13 protein-coding genes are annotated in these 14,980 nt (G+C 66.0%); 8 read left to right on the forward strand and 5 right to left on the reverse strand.

Annotation, left to right across the window (positions count from 1 at the left end):
• The coding region (locus Q8T13_02810) for a carboxypeptidase-like regulatory domain-containing protein (GenBank protein MDP3716678.1) at nucleotides 1–312 on the reverse strand (312 nt) is incomplete at its 3' end.
• Nucleotides 313–652: 340 nt separating this feature from the next.
• Between Q8T13_02810 and Q8T13_02815 the strand changes: the two genes are divergently transcribed.
• The 4 genes from Q8T13_02815 to Q8T13_02830 all read left to right on the forward strand — a co-directional run bounded on the left by Q8T13_02815 (nucleotide 653) and on the right by Q8T13_02830 (nucleotide 6,924).
• Complete coding sequence (locus Q8T13_02815; protein ID MDP3716679.1) at nucleotides 653–3,502, forward strand: carboxypeptidase regulatory-like domain-containing protein; 2,850 nt, start codon at nucleotides 653–655, stop codon at nucleotides 3,500–3,502.
• Between the two features lie 111 nt (nucleotides 3,503–3,613).
• Nucleotides 3,614–4,981, forward strand: a complete 1,368-nt coding sequence (locus Q8T13_02820; protein MDP3716680.1) for a sensor histidine kinase — start codon at nucleotides 3,614–3,616, stop codon at nucleotides 4,979–4,981.
• The gene (locus Q8T13_02825) at nucleotides 4,974–5,624 is read left to right on the forward strand and encodes a response regulator transcription factor (protein MDP3716681.1); all 651 of its coding nucleotides are present in this window, start codon (nucleotides 4,974–4,976) and stop codon (nucleotides 5,622–5,624) included. The genes Q8T13_02820 and Q8T13_02825 overlap by 8 nt, the downstream gene beginning before the upstream one ends.
• A gap of 28 nt (nucleotides 5,625–5,652) precedes the next feature.
• Entirely contained in the window at nucleotides 5,653–6,924 is a 1,272-nt protein-coding gene (locus tag Q8T13_02830; GenBank protein ID MDP3716682.1) for a M20/M25/M40 family metallo-hydrolase, read from the forward strand.
• Between the two features lie 59 nt (nucleotides 6,925–6,983).
• On the opposite strand, the gene Q8T13_02835 is transcribed toward Q8T13_02830, so the two are convergent.
• Nucleotides 6,984–7,538 carry a hypothetical protein gene (locus tag Q8T13_02835; GenBank protein MDP3716683.1) on the reverse strand — a complete coding sequence of 185 codons (555 nt, stop codon included), beginning with the start codon at nucleotides 7,536–7,538 and terminating at the stop codon, nucleotides 6,984–6,986.
• 81 nt (nucleotides 7,539–7,619) lie between these two features.
• Here Q8T13_02835 and Q8T13_02840 point away from each other — a divergent pair, with 81 nt between their 5' ends.
• On the forward strand, nucleotides 7,620–8,720 hold the full coding sequence (locus Q8T13_02840) for a serine hydrolase (GenBank protein MDP3716684.1): 1,101 nt from the start codon (nucleotides 7,620–7,622) through the stop codon (nucleotides 8,718–8,720).
• A 61-nt stretch (nucleotides 8,721–8,781) separates the two neighbouring features.
• On the opposite strand, the gene Q8T13_02845 is transcribed toward Q8T13_02840, so the two are convergent.
• Nucleotides 8,782–9,603: a formate dehydrogenase accessory protein FdhE gene (locus Q8T13_02845; GenBank protein MDP3716685.1), complete on the reverse strand. Its 822-nt coding sequence runs from the start codon at nucleotides 9,601–9,603 to the stop codon at nucleotides 8,782–8,784.
• Between the two features lie 125 nt (nucleotides 9,604–9,728).
• On the opposite strand from Q8T13_02845, the gene glgA reads away from it, so the two are divergent.
• From glgA to trxB, 3 genes are all read left to right on the forward strand, one after another.
• Nucleotides 9,729–11,264, forward strand: coding sequence for a glycogen synthase GlgA (glgA, locus tag Q8T13_02850; GenBank protein MDP3716686.1), 1,536 nt, complete (start codon nucleotides 9,729–9,731; stop codon nucleotides 11,262–11,264).
• Nucleotides 11,265–11,274: 10 nt separating this feature from the next.
• A complete protein-coding gene (gene trxA / locus Q8T13_02855; GenBank protein ID MDP3716687.1) occupies nucleotides 11,275–11,598 on the forward strand; it encodes a thioredoxin in 324 nt (107 codons plus the stop codon).
• 64 nt (nucleotides 11,599–11,662) lie between these two features.
• Nucleotides 11,663–12,616 (forward strand): thioredoxin-disulfide reductase, encoded by a 954-nt coding sequence (gene trxB, locus Q8T13_02860; GenBank protein ID MDP3716688.1) that lies wholly within the window; start codon nucleotides 11,663–11,665, stop codon nucleotides 12,614–12,616.
• Nucleotides 12,617–12,618: 2 nt separating this feature from the next.
• On the opposite strand, the gene mnmA is transcribed toward trxB, so the two are convergent.
• Both mnmA and Q8T13_02870 read right to left on the reverse strand, forming a co-directional pair.
• The gene (gene mnmA, locus Q8T13_02865; protein MDP3716689.1) at nucleotides 12,619–13,692 is read right to left on the reverse strand and encodes a tRNA 2-thiouridine(34) synthase MnmA; all 1,074 of its coding nucleotides are present in this window, start codon (nucleotides 13,690–13,692) and stop codon (nucleotides 12,619–12,621) included.
• Nucleotides 13,693–13,777: 85 nt separating this feature from the next.
• On the reverse strand, nucleotides 13,778–14,941 hold the full coding sequence (locus tag Q8T13_02870) for an aminotransferase class V-fold PLP-dependent enzyme (GenBank protein ID MDP3716690.1): 1,164 nt from the start codon (nucleotides 14,939–14,941) through the stop codon (nucleotides 13,778–13,780).
• Nucleotides 14,942–14,980: the final 39 nt, after the last annotated feature.

Raw genomic sequence — 14,980 nt, forward strand, 5'->3', positions numbered from 1 at the left:
CAGGGTCTGGTTGATGACCACGCGGACGCCGTCGCGCTTCACATTCTGGAAGCCGGCGAGCTCGAAGTTGATCTCGTAGGTGCCCGGAGGCAGGGCGAGGAACCGGAACGAACCATCGCCGCCGGTGACCTGCACCTGCGGTTGAATCATCGACGGGCTCGTCGCCGTCACCGTCACGCCGGGCAGAATTGCGCCGGTGTTATCGGTGACCGTGCCGTTAATTCGGCCTCGAAAATCCTGAGCCACGGCCGGGCTCAGGCCGCCGGCTAGCACACACACGCCGATCACTAGGATCGCCTTCAGCATTCGCATTCATTCCTCCAATGGGGACCGCCCCTAGAACAAGTCAGACCAATCGCGGGCGACGTACGTAACGGGTTGTACCGCGCGGGGCTGAGCAACACAATCCGGTCTCACCCCCCTGGAAACTCATGCCTTTCCGGGATACGGCGTTCGCGGGCGCGGGCGCATCCAGACAAGTCTGTAGTTTTCAGAACGCGCTCTCCGGATTGTGCCGGTAGGTCACGCGAGGTACAAGTGCGCCCCATGTTGTGTCGAGTTGTCTTGGCTGCGTGCCGAGCCGATTCGGTGTTGTGTTTGCAATTCGCCGGCGGTGCTCGTCGATCGCGCCCGCTGCAGGAGGAAAATAGGAATGAAGCTCCCCAGACTCACAGGCTGGCTGGTGGCCTTGGCGCTGATGGTAGCGACCACGGCCTTCGCGCAGGGCGGCGGCGCCAGCAGCACCGGCACCATTCAGGGCCGCGTCAGCGACTCGCAGGGCGCGGTTCTGCCGGGCGTAACGGTGACGGCGACCAGTCCGTCCATGCCCGGTGTGCAGACGGCCGTGACGTCCGAAACCGGCAACTACCGTTTTCCGGCCATCCCGCCGGGCACCTATGCGCTCACGTATGAACTGTCGGGTTTCAACAGCCTGAAGCGCGATGGCGTCGAAATTCGGCTGGGCTTCACGGCGAACGTGAACGTGGAGTTGGCCCTGGCCACCCTCCAGGAGACCGTGACGGTGAGCGGCGCCTCGCCCATCATCGACACCACCACGACCCGCACGGTGCAGAACTTCAAGCTGTCCGAGTTGCAATCGATCCCGAACGGCCGCGACATGTGGTCGCTGCTGGCGGTGACCCCGGCGGTGCAGATGTCGCGCATCGATGTCGGCGGCAACCGCGCCGGCACGCAGACCGGCTACACCGCCTACGGCTTCACCGGCCAGGTGCGCGTGCTGATCGAGGGCATCAACACCACGGAAGGCACCGGCGGCGCCGGCTTCTACTTCGACTACTCGTCGCTCGAGGAAGTGTTCCTGGGCACCTCGGGGCAGTCGGCCGAAATGCCGAACCCGGGCGTGCAGAGCCAGTTCATCGCTAAGTCCGGCGGCAACACCTTCGCCGGTGAGGCCTATCTCGACTGGTACAACAACGCGCTGCAGGGCACCAACATCCCCGACTCGTACACCGCGCCGACCGCGTTCAACAACAGCCCGATCCGTGCGCACAGCAACGAGATCGACAAGTACTGGGACACGGCGCTTAACATCGGCGGCCCGATCGTGCGCGACAAGGTGTGGTGGTTCGGCACCTACCGCAAGCAGCACAACGCGGTGGCGCAGCCCAACTTCAACTTCGATTCGACGTTCGACACGACGCTGTGGAACGCCGTCGGCAAGGTCACCTACCAAGCCAACCAGAAGAACAAGTTCGTCGGCTATTACCAGTGGGGGCAGAAGCTGCAGCCCACCCGCCTGCCGTTTGGCGCCTACACCTACAACTCGGCCGAGCCCACCTTCAAGCAGGACTCGGGCAGCTGGGTGTGGAAGGGCGAATGGAACGGCACGCTCAGCGACAAGCTGTATGTCGAGGCGCGCTTCGGTGACTTCGGCTACTACTTCCCGACCCTCGCCAACAGCGACGAAGCCTACTTCTGGCGCGACTCCGGCACGCTGGCCATTGAGGGCGGACACCGCAAGTGGCAGCTCGATCGCGACCGCAAGCAGGCGACCGCTGCGGCCACTTACTTCCTCGACACCGCGGCCGGCAGCCACACCTTCAAGTTCGGTGGGGAGATTCTCCAGGAAGTCGGCTGGGAAGGCTTCCTGCAGGGCGTCGGCGGCAACATCGAGCACGTCTACAACAACGGCCGCTCGAACCAGGTGATCTTCCGCATCCCGACGGCCACCGACTCCGGCAAGCTCGGTCTCGGCAAATCCGGAGCGCTGACCGCGTCGTCGGCCATCGACGTGCAGAGCTTCTTCGCCAACGACACCTTCAGCCGCGGCCGCTTCACGGTGAACGCCGGCGTGCGCTACGACCGCTACAAGGCCTTCCTGCCCGAGCAGCAGCAGCTCGCCGGCACGGTTGGCCCGGTGACGGTGGCCGCCAAGACCTTCGCCGAGCAGCAGATGTTCACCTGGAGCGGGTTCGCACCGCGCGTTGGCGTGGTGTTCGACCTGACCGGTAACGGCCGCACCGTGCTGAAGGGCAACTACGGCTACTTCCTGCACAATCCCGGTGTCGGCGTGGCCAGCCCCGCCAATCCCAACACGGCGGCCAAGCAGGCCACCTACCAGTGGAACGACATTAACGGCGATCGCCGCTGGCAGCAAGGCGAGCAGGGCAACTTGCTGACCCAGGCACTGGAAGGCGGCGTGCGGCTGCAGGACGGCATCGAGCAGCCTTACACCCACGAAGCCAGCATGTGGATCGAGCGCCAGCTCACCGACACCATGGGTGTGCGTGGCGGCTTCGTCTACAAGACCGAAGACGACCTGGTCGACACCGGCTATCAGCCGTTCCGCAACTCGGCTGCGTTCACCGTCCCGTTCACTTACGTCGACATCGGTCTCGACGGCCGCCGCGGCACGTCCGACGACGTCAACCTCACCATGCTGGGCCTGCCATCGGCGCAAGCCGGCAACTTCCCGACCACGGTGGTGGTGTCCAACGCCGGTTCCTACTCGCGAGCCAAGACCGTCGAACTCTCGGCCAACCGCCGCTACAGCAACCGGTGGTCGGCGTCGATCGGCGGCGCCTACACGATGCTGAGCGACTTCCCGAACGGCTTCCCGAACAACCCGAATGAACCGGGGTTCGAGGATCGCACCACGTGGAACCTCAAGGCCACCGGCAGCTACGACGCCGCGTGGGGCATCCGCCTGTCGCCGGTGCTGCGTCACCAGTCGGGCTCCAACTATGCCCGGACCGTGTCGATCTCGGTCCCGGCCGGGTCCGGACTGATCGCCAGCGGCACCGCCTACGTCGAGCCGATGGATTCCAACCGCGAAGACAACATCTGGGTGTTCGACATTCGCGCGGAGAAGACCGTGAACTTCGGGTCGCGCACGCGCGCCCGGCTGTTCTTCGACCTCTTCAACATCGCCAACAGCCACTCGTCAGAGACCATCAGCCGGGCCACGGGCCTGGGCTACCAGAAGCCGTCAGCCATTCTCGCGCCTCGCACGGGGCGCGTCGGCTTCCGCTTCCTCTGGTAAACGCGCTCGACTCCTGTGGGGGAGTCCGTAGGGAGGGCACACCAGCGCCTGGGTGCCCTCCCTTTTTTCCTTCTTCAGCCCGTATTCCGCCGGGAGTAGAATGAACCCGCCGTGACGAGACGCGCCCCCCTCGAACGTCTCTCGATCCGCGCCGCCCTGGGGCTCGGCATCCTCGTCACGCTCGGCCTGTGGTTGTTCACGAGCTACACGTTCACCCGGCGCATCGCCGACGTCGAACGGCAGGCGGCGGGCGTCGCCAGCCGCTACACCCGTGCGCAAGAGTTGTTGTCGACCGTCCGCGCCCAGTTGCTCGTGAGCTCGGTCCGCGTCCGCGACGCGCTCCTCAATCCGGATCCGTCCTTAACGGCCGGCTATCGCGCGCAGTTGGAGGACATTCAACGCGTCATCAACGCGGCGCTTGACGCCTACGAACCCGTCCTGGAAACTGCGCCAGGGCAGGACCACGTTCGCAGCCTGCGCGTCGAGGTCGATCAGTTTCATCAGACCAGCCTGGCCGTGCTGGCCGACCTGGGGACGCCGTCCAACGCGACGGTCAGGGACTTGCTGAATCGGCGCATCATTCCCAGGCGCGAGGCGGCGGTGAAGATTTCAGAGGACATCCAGGGCCTGAACCGGATGGCCTACGTTCGCCAGCAGGCCGACATTGCGGCGATCCATCGCCTGGCGGAAGCGCAGAGCTGGCGGCGTCTTGGACTGGCGCTGGCAACCAGCCTCGCGGTGCTGCTGCTGGCCGCCACCTACGCCGGCCGCCTCGAGAACCGCTTGCGGCGGCAACTGCAGCGCGATTCGCAGATGTCCCGGGACTTGCACGGCGCCACGGTCAAGCTGCTGGGCGCGCAGGAAGACGAGCGCCGCGCCATCGCCCGGGAGTTGCACGATGAGGTCGGCCAGGTCTTGACGGCGCTGCAGGTCGAGCTCAGCCTGGCTCATCGGCGCCTGGCGGAGGCCGGTGTTTCGGTTGATCCGTTGAAAGAGGCGCAGACCCTGGCCGACGGCGCGTTGACGACCGTGCGCGATCTCTCGCAGTTGCTGCGGCCGGCGGCGCTCGACGACCTCGGCTTGCCGGCGGCGATCGACGCGTCGTTGCGCGGCCTGGCGCGTCGCCACGAGATCAAGGTGGAGCTGTTGCAGAGCGGCATGGCCGACCGGCTGGCGCCCGAGACCGAGATTGCGGCCTACCGCATAGTCCAGGAAGCCCTGACCAACGTCGCCCGCCATGCCGACGCCGCGCACTGCCGCGTCCGCCTGATGCGGCTGCCCGAAACGCTGCGCGTGGAGATTGAAGACGACGGCGATGGGTTCGATCCCGACCTTGACCGGCCGGCGTCGCAGAGCGTCGGCCTGATCGGGATGCGCGAACGCGCGGCGATGCTCGGCGGCAGCCTTCGGGTGCTGAGCGCACCCGGCGCCGGGACCCGGCTGTTCATCGAGTTGCCGACAGGTGCCGCCCGTGCCTAACTTGCGATTGTTGATTGGCGACGACCACACTCTGGTGCGGCAGGGCTTTCGCAAGATCCTCGAAGAGCGGCCCGAATGGGAAGTCGTCGCCGAAGTCGGCGACGGCCGTGAGGCCGTCAAGAAGGCCATTGCCCTCAAGCCCGACGTCGCCATTCTCGATGTCGGCATGCCGCAGTTGAACGGCATCGACGCCACCCAGCAGATTGTTCGCAAGGTGCCACACACCCGGGTCCTGATCCTGAGCATGCATTCAGACGAGGCGTACGTGACGCGGGCCCTCCAGGCCGGCGCCACCGGATACATGCTCAAGGACTCGGCCGGCAAGGACTTGCTGAAGGGGGTGGCGACGGTCGCAGCGGGCCAGTCCTATTTCAGCCCGGCGGTGGCGCGGCTGATGTTGGACGACTATGTGCGACGGGTGTCGGGGACACAGGTCGCCGATCGGTACGATTCGCTCTCGGAGCGGGAACGGGAGATTTTCCAGTTGGTGGCGGAAGGGCGGACGAATCGGGAAGTGGCCGGGTTGCTGCAGATCAGCCCCGCCACCGTCGAAACCCACCGCGCGCATATTCTGCAGAAGCTCGACATTCACAACACGGCGGAACTCGTCCTTTACGCCGTCCGTCGTGGCGTGATTTCCTGACTCGGCTGCGAAAATCTATACTCCAGTCATGACGCAATCTGCCATTCGCCTCGCTTCAGCATTCGCATTCGCCCTCGTTTTTGTCGCGGCGCTGCCGGCGGCCGCGCAGCAGGAGGCGACCGACATCGGCGCCCGGCTCATGGCCGACGCCGCGGTGAAGACCGCGGTCGAAGCGATCAAGGCCGCCGAGCCGAAGACGATCGAAGATCAGATTGCGCTATGCGAGGTCGAGGCGCCGCCGTTCAAGGAACAGAAGCGCGCCGAGCTCTACGCCCGCATGTTCCGCGAGGCCGGCCTGCAGAACGTGCGCATCGACAAGGAAGGCAACGTGCTCGGCGATCGCCCCGGCGCGCAGCCGCGCCCGCGCCTGGTGTTTAGCGCGCACCTCGACACCGTGTTTCCCGAAGGGACCGACGTGAAGGTGAAGCGCGATGGCCAGATCCTGCGCGGTCCCGGCATTGGCGACGACTGCCGCGGCCTGGCCGTGGTGCTGGCGGTGATTCGCGCGATGAACCAGGCCAAGGTTCAGACCGCCGGTTCGATCACCTTCGTCGGCACGGTGGGGGAGGAAGGCCTGGGCGACCTGCGCGGCGTGAAGTACCTGTTTAACGAAGGGATGAAAGGGCAGATCGATCGCTTCGTCTCAGTCGACGGCACCGGTCTCGGCATTACCCACATCGCGGTGGGGAGCCTCCGTTACCGGGTCACGTTCAAGGGGCCCGGCGGCCACAGCTACGGTGCCTTTGGCTTGTCGAACCCGCTGCACGCGCTCGGACGCGCCGTGGACACCATTTCCCAGTTCGAGGTCCCGAGCGATCCCAAGACGACGTTCAACGTCGGGCGGGTTGGTGGCGGCACGTCGGTCAACGCCATTCCGTTCGAGTCGTGGTTCGAGATGGACATGCGCTCGGCGAGCCCGTCGGCGCTGCAGGCGCTTGACGCCAAGTTTCATCGCGCCGTCGATGACGCGGTGAAAGCCGAGGACGCGCGCTGGAAGAAGAGTGGGCTGACGGTGGACAAGGCGCTCGTCGGCAACCGGCCGGCCGGCCAGACCGCGGCCACCTCGCCGATGGTGCAGGCCGCCGTTTCGGTGACGCGCGCGCTTGGCTTCCCGGTCACGCTGGACGAGGGCTCGACCGATTCCAACATCCCGATGAACCTGGGCATACCGGCGATCACGATCGATGGCGGCGGTCGCGGGACCGGCGCGCATGCGCTGGATGAAGCGTTTGATCCGACCAACTCGTGGCAGGGATCGCAGCGCGCGTTGCTCGTCGCGATTGCGCTCGCGCAGCAGTAGGTCCGCCTACCCAATGTGGAGTCCGGCTTCTTGACTCGCCGTAGCCTTGGCGAAGGCAGTTAGCCGGACTTATGTAGCGCCCGGAACTGCTCCAGTTCTGCGGTCCTCTGCCTGCGCATGGCGCGGTCGGCGTGGAACAGCCAGACCGTGAACGCGAGGTGAGGCACGCCGAGCGCGGCCAGCTCTATCGGCGTCGCTGGCGGTTGAGCCAGCAGGACCGGAAGGGTATTCCCCACGGTGGCGAGAAAGAAAACTGGGACGAACAGGGGATGGCCGCCCGTGCCCGGAACCGCGCTCAACCTCATCGCGACCCGTTCCCACGCGGGGGTCTCAGATAGTGAACGCTCCGGCTGGCCGGCTTCCTCGTAAAACACCTGCAGGTAACGCCCCAGGCGCTCCGCGCCGAAGTGTAAAGGCCTTATTACCTCGAAGGTTACGAGCAGAACCAGCAGCGGAATAACCGCCGCCATGGGGTAGGGAATCCAGGCCAGCACCGCCGTCAGAATCACGGCCCACACGGCCAGCCCGGCCAAGGCAAGGACCGGCCGGAGGCTCCCCCGGGCGGCAATGGTGTCCCTAAGGACGTGGTACTCGGTTGCAGCCGGTCTTTCCATTAGGGGTTTAGCTTAACCCAAGGAACGATAAACCCTATTGATTCTTGGGGATAGTGTGACTACAATGCCCGCAAGTTGCTGATGCCGAAGCCTAACCGCGTCACGAAACTGGCAGTGTGCCTGGCGTTTGTCGCCACGGCCATCGTCGCTCTTCCGATGCCAGTTGACGCTGCCCGGGCGCAAGCCAAGCAGTCGAAGCCCGCGGCCAAGGCGCCATCTACCAAGGCGACCACGCCGAAGGCCGCGCCGGCGCGGAGCACCCCCAAGAAGAAAGCGTATTCTGCGACCACTGCGAAGGCCCGTCGCCAGCAGTTGGCGAAGGCCCGCGCTGCGGCGGCGGCGCGCGAGTTGCGCGAGCTGCAGACGCCGCGCTTCCGCGTCGACGAGTTCGGCCGCGAGGTGCCGGACGTGCGCGCCGAAGCCGCCATCATTTACAACCCGACCACCGGCGAAGTGCTGTGGGAAGATCACGCGCAGGATCAGCGGTCGATTGCCAGCATCACCAAGGTGATGACGGCGCTGGTGTTCCTCGAGAGCGGCGCACCGCTCAACCAGCCGGAGACCGTGGTGCGCACCGACGTGACCCGCGCCTCGACGACTTACCTGCGCAGCGGCTTCAAGCTGACCGCCGAGGACCTGCTGAACCTGTTGCTCGTCGGCTCCGACAATGCCGCCGCTCGTGCGCTGGCCCGCATTTCACCGTACGGTGCCCAGGGGTTCATCGCCAAGATGAACGAGAAGGCGCTCGAGCTCGGACTCGTCAGCACGCGCTACGCGGATCCGTCAGGCCTGCTGGCCGACAACGTGTCGTCCGCGTATGACCAGGCCCGGCTGATCGCGCACGCTTCGGCCGACGAACGTGTCGGCGGGATCATGCGCAAGCAGACCTATTCGACCAAGTCGGGCAAGCAGGCCATTACCGCCCGCAGCACGAACCACATCGTTCGCAGCGGCGACATCGATGTCGTCGGCGGCAAGACCGGGTTCATCAACCGTTCCGGGTATTGCCTGGCGACGCTCCTGCGGCTCCCGTCCACCGGCGAGCAGGTGGCCGTGGTGGTTCTCGGCGCCAAATCGAACGCCAGCCGCTTCTGGGAAACGCGTCACCTGTTCAACTGGATGACCGCGCGCACCAAGACCGTTGCTGACGGCGAAGCGCAGCAACAACAGCAACAGCATTAACAAGAGCTCAAGAGATAAAGAGTTAATTCTTCTCCTGATCTCCTTACCTCCTGTAACCTCTTTATCTCGCTCTTCGCATCACCGCCGCGTCCAGCGGCAGCGTCACAATCGGATCAGCATAGGGCAGTAGCGGGCGCGACGACTTCCGGGCGTCGAGCGCCTTGAGGTAGCGGCCGCACGGCTGGCAGATGGTCACGCGGTAGACGCCATCGGCCGTGGCCATCGAGGTGATGGTCGACCGGTCGCGATTGCCGCAGTAGGGACAGTCGGTGGCGGCAAAGGCCCAGCGGACCAGGCAGCGTCCGCACACCAGTTGGCGTTCGCCGCTGGTCGTAATCACCGCAAACTCCGGCTCGCCGTTGCAGACCGGGCACGTGGCGCGGCGCCAGCCGTCGAAGTTCACGCGCTGCTGCAAGACTTCGGCGGTGCGCTGGACGTACGGCCGCGCCGCCCACATCAGCACCTCGTCGAGCATCTCGATATCGGGTGACGGCGTGCCATTGAACCAGGCGCGCATGCGCGCCGGCAGGTCGTCGGCCCGCCCGGCGTTGTGCAAGGCAATGACCCCGTCGGCGTCGATGGCGTCGTAGCGGCGCAGGATGTCGGCGATCTGGCGAATCAGCAGCCGCACGTCGTTCCACTCGAAGAGGATCTGGTCGAACTCGAGCAGCGACTGGCCGCGCGCCAGGCGGGCGGTCAGCTCTTCGGGAGTGGCTTCAATCCACGGCGTGGTCAGGCGTCCCTGGACCCGGCGCACGGTTTCGATGAGGCTGACCTGTAACTGGGCGGCCGACGCCAGTTCGGGCTGGCGCTCGGCGAGCGCCTTCAGTTCGGCGATGTCGCGCGGCAGGCCCCGCGCGCTGCTCGGGGAGGAGCCAGACACGACTGAATCATACCGGGAACCGGGAGTCGGGAGTCGGGAGTCGATCAATCAGGCGCGCATTCCCGATTCCCGACTCCCGACTCCCGACTCCCGACTCCCGGCAGGTGGTGCAATACTGGACGAGCATGGCAAAAGCGGCGAAGCCCAAGGCCAAGGCGAGTCCCGGCCCGCTCCGTGTCTTGATGATCGCGTCCGAGGCGCAGCCGTTCTCGAAGACAGGTGGCCTGGCCGACGTCGTCGCGGCCCTGCCCAAGGCCCTGGGCCGGCTCGGTCACCAGGTGACGGTGATCACGCCCCGCTATCGCGGCGCACCCGACGGCCCGGTGGCGGGCACCGTCGCCCTGGAGGTGGCCGGCCATCGCTTCCGGGCGCGGCTGCTGGAGCAGGTAACGGGTCCCGGCGCGCGGGTGCTGCTGCTCGATTGCCCGGAGTTGTACGACCGCGGCGGCATCTACTACGAGGGTGGGGTCGATTACCCGGACAACCCGATTCGCTATGCGTTCCTGTCGGCGGCCGCCCTCGACTTCGCCGCGCAGCAACGTCGGCCAAGTGCCGACGGGCCCGAGCCGTTCGACATCATCCACACGCACGACTGGCAGGGCGGCCTCGCGCCCGTCTACGCCCGCACCCTAGGCACCTTAGGCACCCTAGGCACCGTACTAACCATCCACAATCTCGCCTACCAGGGCATCTTCGACAAGGGCTGGGTGCCGCGGCTCGGACTCGGCTGGCAAGACTTCACGATGCATGGCTTCGAGTTCTTCGATCGGCTCGGGTTCCTGAAGGCGGGCATCAACTTCGCCGATGCCATCACGACGGTGAGCCCGACCTACGCCGACGAGATCCAGCGCCCCGAGTACGGCCATGGGCTGGACGGCGTGATCCGCTCGCGTCGCGATCGGCTGACCGGCATCCTCAACGGCATCGACCACGACGAGTGGAACCCGGCGGCCGACCCCCACTTGCCGGAGCCCTTTGATGCCGATCGGCTGGCGGCCAAGGGCGCGTCCAAGCGCGCCCTGCTGGAGCGCTTTGGGATTCCGGTGACTGAGGAGACGCTGGCGCGGCCGATTGTCGGCATGGTGTCGCGCATGGTGGATCAGAAGGGCCTCGACCTGATTGCGGCGGTGGCCGCGGCCGGCGCGCTCGCTTCACTGGACGCGACGTTTACGATTGTCGGCACCGGCGAGCCCCGCTACCAGGACATGTGGCGCTTCCTTGCGCAGCGTCACGCGGATCGCATCGGCGTGTTCATCGGCTTCGACGAGCAGCGTGCGCACTTGGTGGAGGCGGGCGCCGACATGTTCCTGATGCCGTCGCGCTTCGAGCCGTGCGGCCTCAACCAGATGTACAGCCTCCGCTATGGCACGGTGCCGATTGTCCGTGCGGTCGGTGGCCTGGTGGATACCGTGCGGCCGTACAACCCGAAGAATGGGCAGGGCAATGGGTTCCTGTTCTCGGACTACGAGCCTGGGGCGATGCTGCGGACGCTCGAGGCGGCGCTGGCGGCGTTTGCCAACAAGAAGATTTGGAGCCGGCTCCAGAAAAATGGCATGCGCGCCGACTTCTCGTGGGACCGCTCGGCGGCCGAGTATGTCAAAATATACAGACGACTGCGCCCCGCGCGTACCACGCGCCGGGCACCGGCATCCAAAGGGTAGAGGGACGTTAATGGCATCCGAGCATGTGAAGGCACTGACCGACGCGAATTTCGGCGAGTCAGTGAAAAAGGGCGTCGTGCTGGTGGATTTTTGGGCCACCTGGTGCGCGCCGTGCCGGCGCATTGCGCCGATTGTCGACCAGCTGGCCGATGAATACAGCGGCCGCGCTACCGTGGCCAAGGTCGACATCGACGAGAATCCAATGACGCCCAGCAAGTTCATGGTGCGCGGCATTCCCACGCTGCTGCTGTTCAAGGATGGCGATCTCAAGGAGACCGTGGTCGGCCTGGCCAACAAGGACGATCTCGCGAAGATGATCGACAAGCACCTCTAATGGTGGTCAAGTTCGAACACCCAAGGTTGGGCGCCGTTGGCGCCCAACGCAAGGCGGCTCGCCAGTGACTGCTGAGCGACAAGTCATCATTATCGGGTCCGGCCCCGCCGGGCTCACGGCGGCCCTCTATGCCGCGCGCGCCAACCTGAAGCCGCTGGTCATTGAAGGCATCGAGGCCGGCGGCCAGCTCATGCTCACCACCATGGTCGAGAACTGGCCGGGCTATCGCGACGGCATCATGGGGCCCGACCTCATGGCCGAATTGCGGGCGCAGGCCGAACGCTTCGGCGCCGAGATCATCCAGGGCGATGTCTCGTCCGTGGACCTGTCGCAGCGGCCGTTCACCGTGTCGATGGGCAAGACGCAGTACCTGGCGCAGACGCTAATCGTCGCGACCGGCGCGTCCGCCAAGTGGCTCGACCTGGGCGTCGACAAGAAGCTGTCGGGCCGCGGCGTGTCGACCTGCGCGACCTGCGACGGGTTCTTCTTCAAGGGCCGCCCGGTCGCCGTCATCGGCGGCGGCGACACCGCCATGGAAGAGGCGATCTACCTGTCGAAGCTCGCGACCTCGGTCACCGTCATCCATCGCCGCGACAGCCTGCGCGCCTCGAAGGTGATGCAGGACAAGGCCATGTCGATGCCGAACATCTCGTTCATCTGGAACACCGAGGTGACCGACATCAAGGACGTCGACAAGGGCGAGGTCACGTCCCTGGTGCTGAAAAACATACAGACCGGCGCCGTCAGCGAACTGGCGGTGGACGGGGTGTTCATTGGGATCGGCCATGTGCCGAACACGGCGCTGTTCAAGGGGCAGCTGGCGCTGCACGACAACGGCTACCTGAAGACCCACGACGGGTCACGCACGAGCGTCCAGGGAGTGTTTGCCGCCGGTGATGTGCAGGATCACATCTACCGCCAGGCGGTGACCGCGGCGGGATCCGGCTGCATGGCCGCGATCGACGCCGAACGTTTCTTGTCGGGAACCCTACACGAGGCGACCGCGGCGCACGCCTAGCTTCAGTCGATCCAGCCACCGCCGAGCACTTCGTCTCCGTCATAGAAGACCACCGCCTGGCCCGGCGTCACCGCTGTCTGGGGCGCGTCGAACTGGAGTTCGGCGCGCCCTTCGTCGTTGGCGCGCACGCGCGCCGGCGCCGCGGCATGGCGATGGCGAATCTGCGCCGAAATCCGGAGCCAGTCGTCCGGCGGCACGCCGCTGACCCAGTTGACCGAGGACGCCGTCAGGGCGGTGCGGCCGAGCGACTCCTTCGGTCCCACCACGACCTGTGCCGCGTCCGGCTTGATCGCCAGCACGTATAACGGCTCGCTGGACGACAGCCCCAGGCCCTTGCGTTGGCCGATGGTGAACCGGTGCACGCCGCCGTGCATGCCGAGCACCTTCCCGTCGCCATCGACCACGGTCCCGGCGCGCAGCGCCTCAGGCGCCTGGCGTTCCACGAAGGCGGCGTAGTCGCCGTCGGGCACGAAGCAAATCTCCTGGCTGTCGGGCTTGGACGCCACCCGCAGCTTCAGGCGGTGGGCGTGCGCGCGCACCGTGTCCTTGTCGAGATGGCCCACCGGGAACGCCGCCCGCGCCAACTGGTGCTGGGTCAGCGAAAAGAGGAAGTAGGTCTGGTCCTTCGTATTGTCGGCGCCGCGGTAGAGATGGTAGCGGCCCGACGCGTCCCGCTCGATGCGCGCGTAATGCCCGGTCGCGAGCTGGTCGGCGTCGTAGGCCTTGGCGCGATCGAGCAGCTCGGCAAACTTCAACTCGCTATTGCAGTGCGAGCAGGGAATCGGGGTGCGCCCCGAGACGTACTCGCGCACGAAGTTCGAGACCACGTGCTCGCCGAACTGCGATTCGAAGTTCACGATGTAGTGGGGAATACCAATCGTGGCGGCGACGCGCCGCGCATCGTAGAGGTCGTCGATCGTGCAGCAGGTGCCGAAGGCCTTCTGGCCCGAGGCGGTGGTTTGCCCCTGGTCATACAACTGCATCGATACACCGATCACGTCGTGACCCTGCTCGGCGAGCAGGGCCGCGGCGACCGATGAATCCACGCCGCCCGACATCGCTACGACAATCCGCATAACTGAAACAGGAGGTCAAGAGATCAGGAGGACGCTTTTCAAAATGCGCACCCAAGAAATAGCTCTTAAACTCCTTATCTCCTGTCTATTTTCTTCCGCTGACGGTGGTGAGGCTGCGCAGCTTCGCGACGAGCGGCGGCAGCACGGCGATCACGTGATCGATGTCCGCGTCGGTATTCGAGGTGCCCAGACTGAAACGGATCGAGCCCAGCGTGCGGCCGTGCGAGAGGCCCATGGCCTTGAGCACGTGTGACGGCTCGAGCGTGCCCGACGAACAGGCGGAGCCTGACGACACGGCAATGCCGGCCAGGTCGAGGCCGATCAGCAGCGACTCCGACTCGACGCCTTCGATGCTGAGGTTGGTGGTGTTCGGCACGCGCGGACTGGCGGCGCCGTTACGTGCGCTGCCCGGCACGGCGGCCAGAATGCCGGCTTCGAGACGATCGCGAAGTGCGCCCAGTCGATCGGCTTCGCTGGCGAGCTTGCGGTTCGCCACGTCTGCCGCGACCCCCAGGCCGACGAGCGCCGGCACATTCTCGGTACCCGCGCGCCGGTTGCGCTCCTGCCGGCCGCCGGTCATGGGTGGGATCAGCCGCACCCCGCGCTTCAGCCACAGCGCGCCGGTGCCCTTGGGGCCATAGAACTTGTGGCCGGCGATCGAGAGCAGGTCGACGCCGAGGCTGCGGACGTCGAGCGGCAGCTTGCCGGCCGACTGCACGGCGTCGGTATGGAACAGGGCGCCGCGCTCGTGCGCGAGGGCCGCCAGTTCGGCGATGGGCTGAACGGTACCGATCTCGTTGTTGGCGTGCATCACCGAGACGAGCGCGGTGTCATCCGTCAGCGCCTCGCGCAGGCGGTCTGGCGCGAGAATACCCGACGCGTCGACGGGCAGAATCGTCACGCGCGCGCCGCGCTTGGCCAACGCCTTCATGGTGGTGAGGACGGCTTCGTGTTCGATGGCGCTCGTAATCAGGTGCCGGCGGCCGCTGGCCTCGAGGGCCTCGGCGGCGCCGCGAATGGCGATGTTGTCGCTTTCGGTTCCGCCGCACGTGAAGACGATCTCGGAGGCGTCGGCGCCCAGCAGGCCGGCGACGGCTCCCCGGGCTTCGTCCAGGGCCGCTTTGGCCTGTTGCCCGAAATGGTGCACGCTGGAGGCGTTGCCCCAAACCTCTCGGAAGGCCTGGGCCATCCGCTCGGTGACCAGGGGGTCGGGCGGGGTCGTCGCGTTATGGTCCAGATAGATCCGCATGGCTGCAAAACGTGATCGTAACATTCCTGCTAACTCGCA

The organism is Acidobacteriota bacterium (assembly GCA_030697165.1).
In the GTDB taxonomy this organism is placed as follows: domain Bacteria; phylum Acidobacteriota; class Vicinamibacteria; order Vicinamibacterales; family UBA2999; genus 12-FULL-67-14b.

Excerpts from the sequence above, each read along its gene's own strand:
- Q8T13_02870 (MDP3716690.1), bottom strand. The coding sequence starts at position 14,941 with ATGCGGATCTATCTGGACCATAACGCGACGACCCCGCCCGACCCCCTG.
- trxA (MDP3716687.1), top strand. The coding sequence starts at position 11,275 with ATGGCATCCGAGCATGTGAAGGCACTGACCGACGCGAATTTCGGCGAG.
- Q8T13_02835 (MDP3716683.1), bottom strand. The coding sequence starts at position 7,538 with ATGGAAAGACCGGCTGCAACCGAGTACCACGTCCTTAGGGACACCATT.
- Q8T13_02830 (MDP3716682.1), top strand. The coding sequence starts at position 5,653 with ATGACGCAATCTGCCATTCGCCTCGCTTCAGCATTCGCATTCGCCCTC.
- glgA (MDP3716686.1), top strand. The coding sequence starts at position 9,729 with ATGGCAAAAGCGGCGAAGCCCAAGGCCAAGGCGAGTCCCGGCCCGCTC.
- Q8T13_02840 (MDP3716684.1), top strand. The coding sequence starts at position 7,620 with ATGCCGAAGCCTAACCGCGTCACGAAACTGGCAGTGTGCCTGGCGTTT.
- mnmA (MDP3716689.1), bottom strand. The coding sequence starts at position 13,692 with ATGCGGATTGTCGTAGCGATGTCGGGCGGCGTGGATTCATCGGTCGCC.
- Q8T13_02815 (MDP3716679.1), top strand. The coding sequence starts at position 653 with ATGAAGCTCCCCAGACTCACAGGCTGGCTGGTGGCCTTGGCGCTGATG.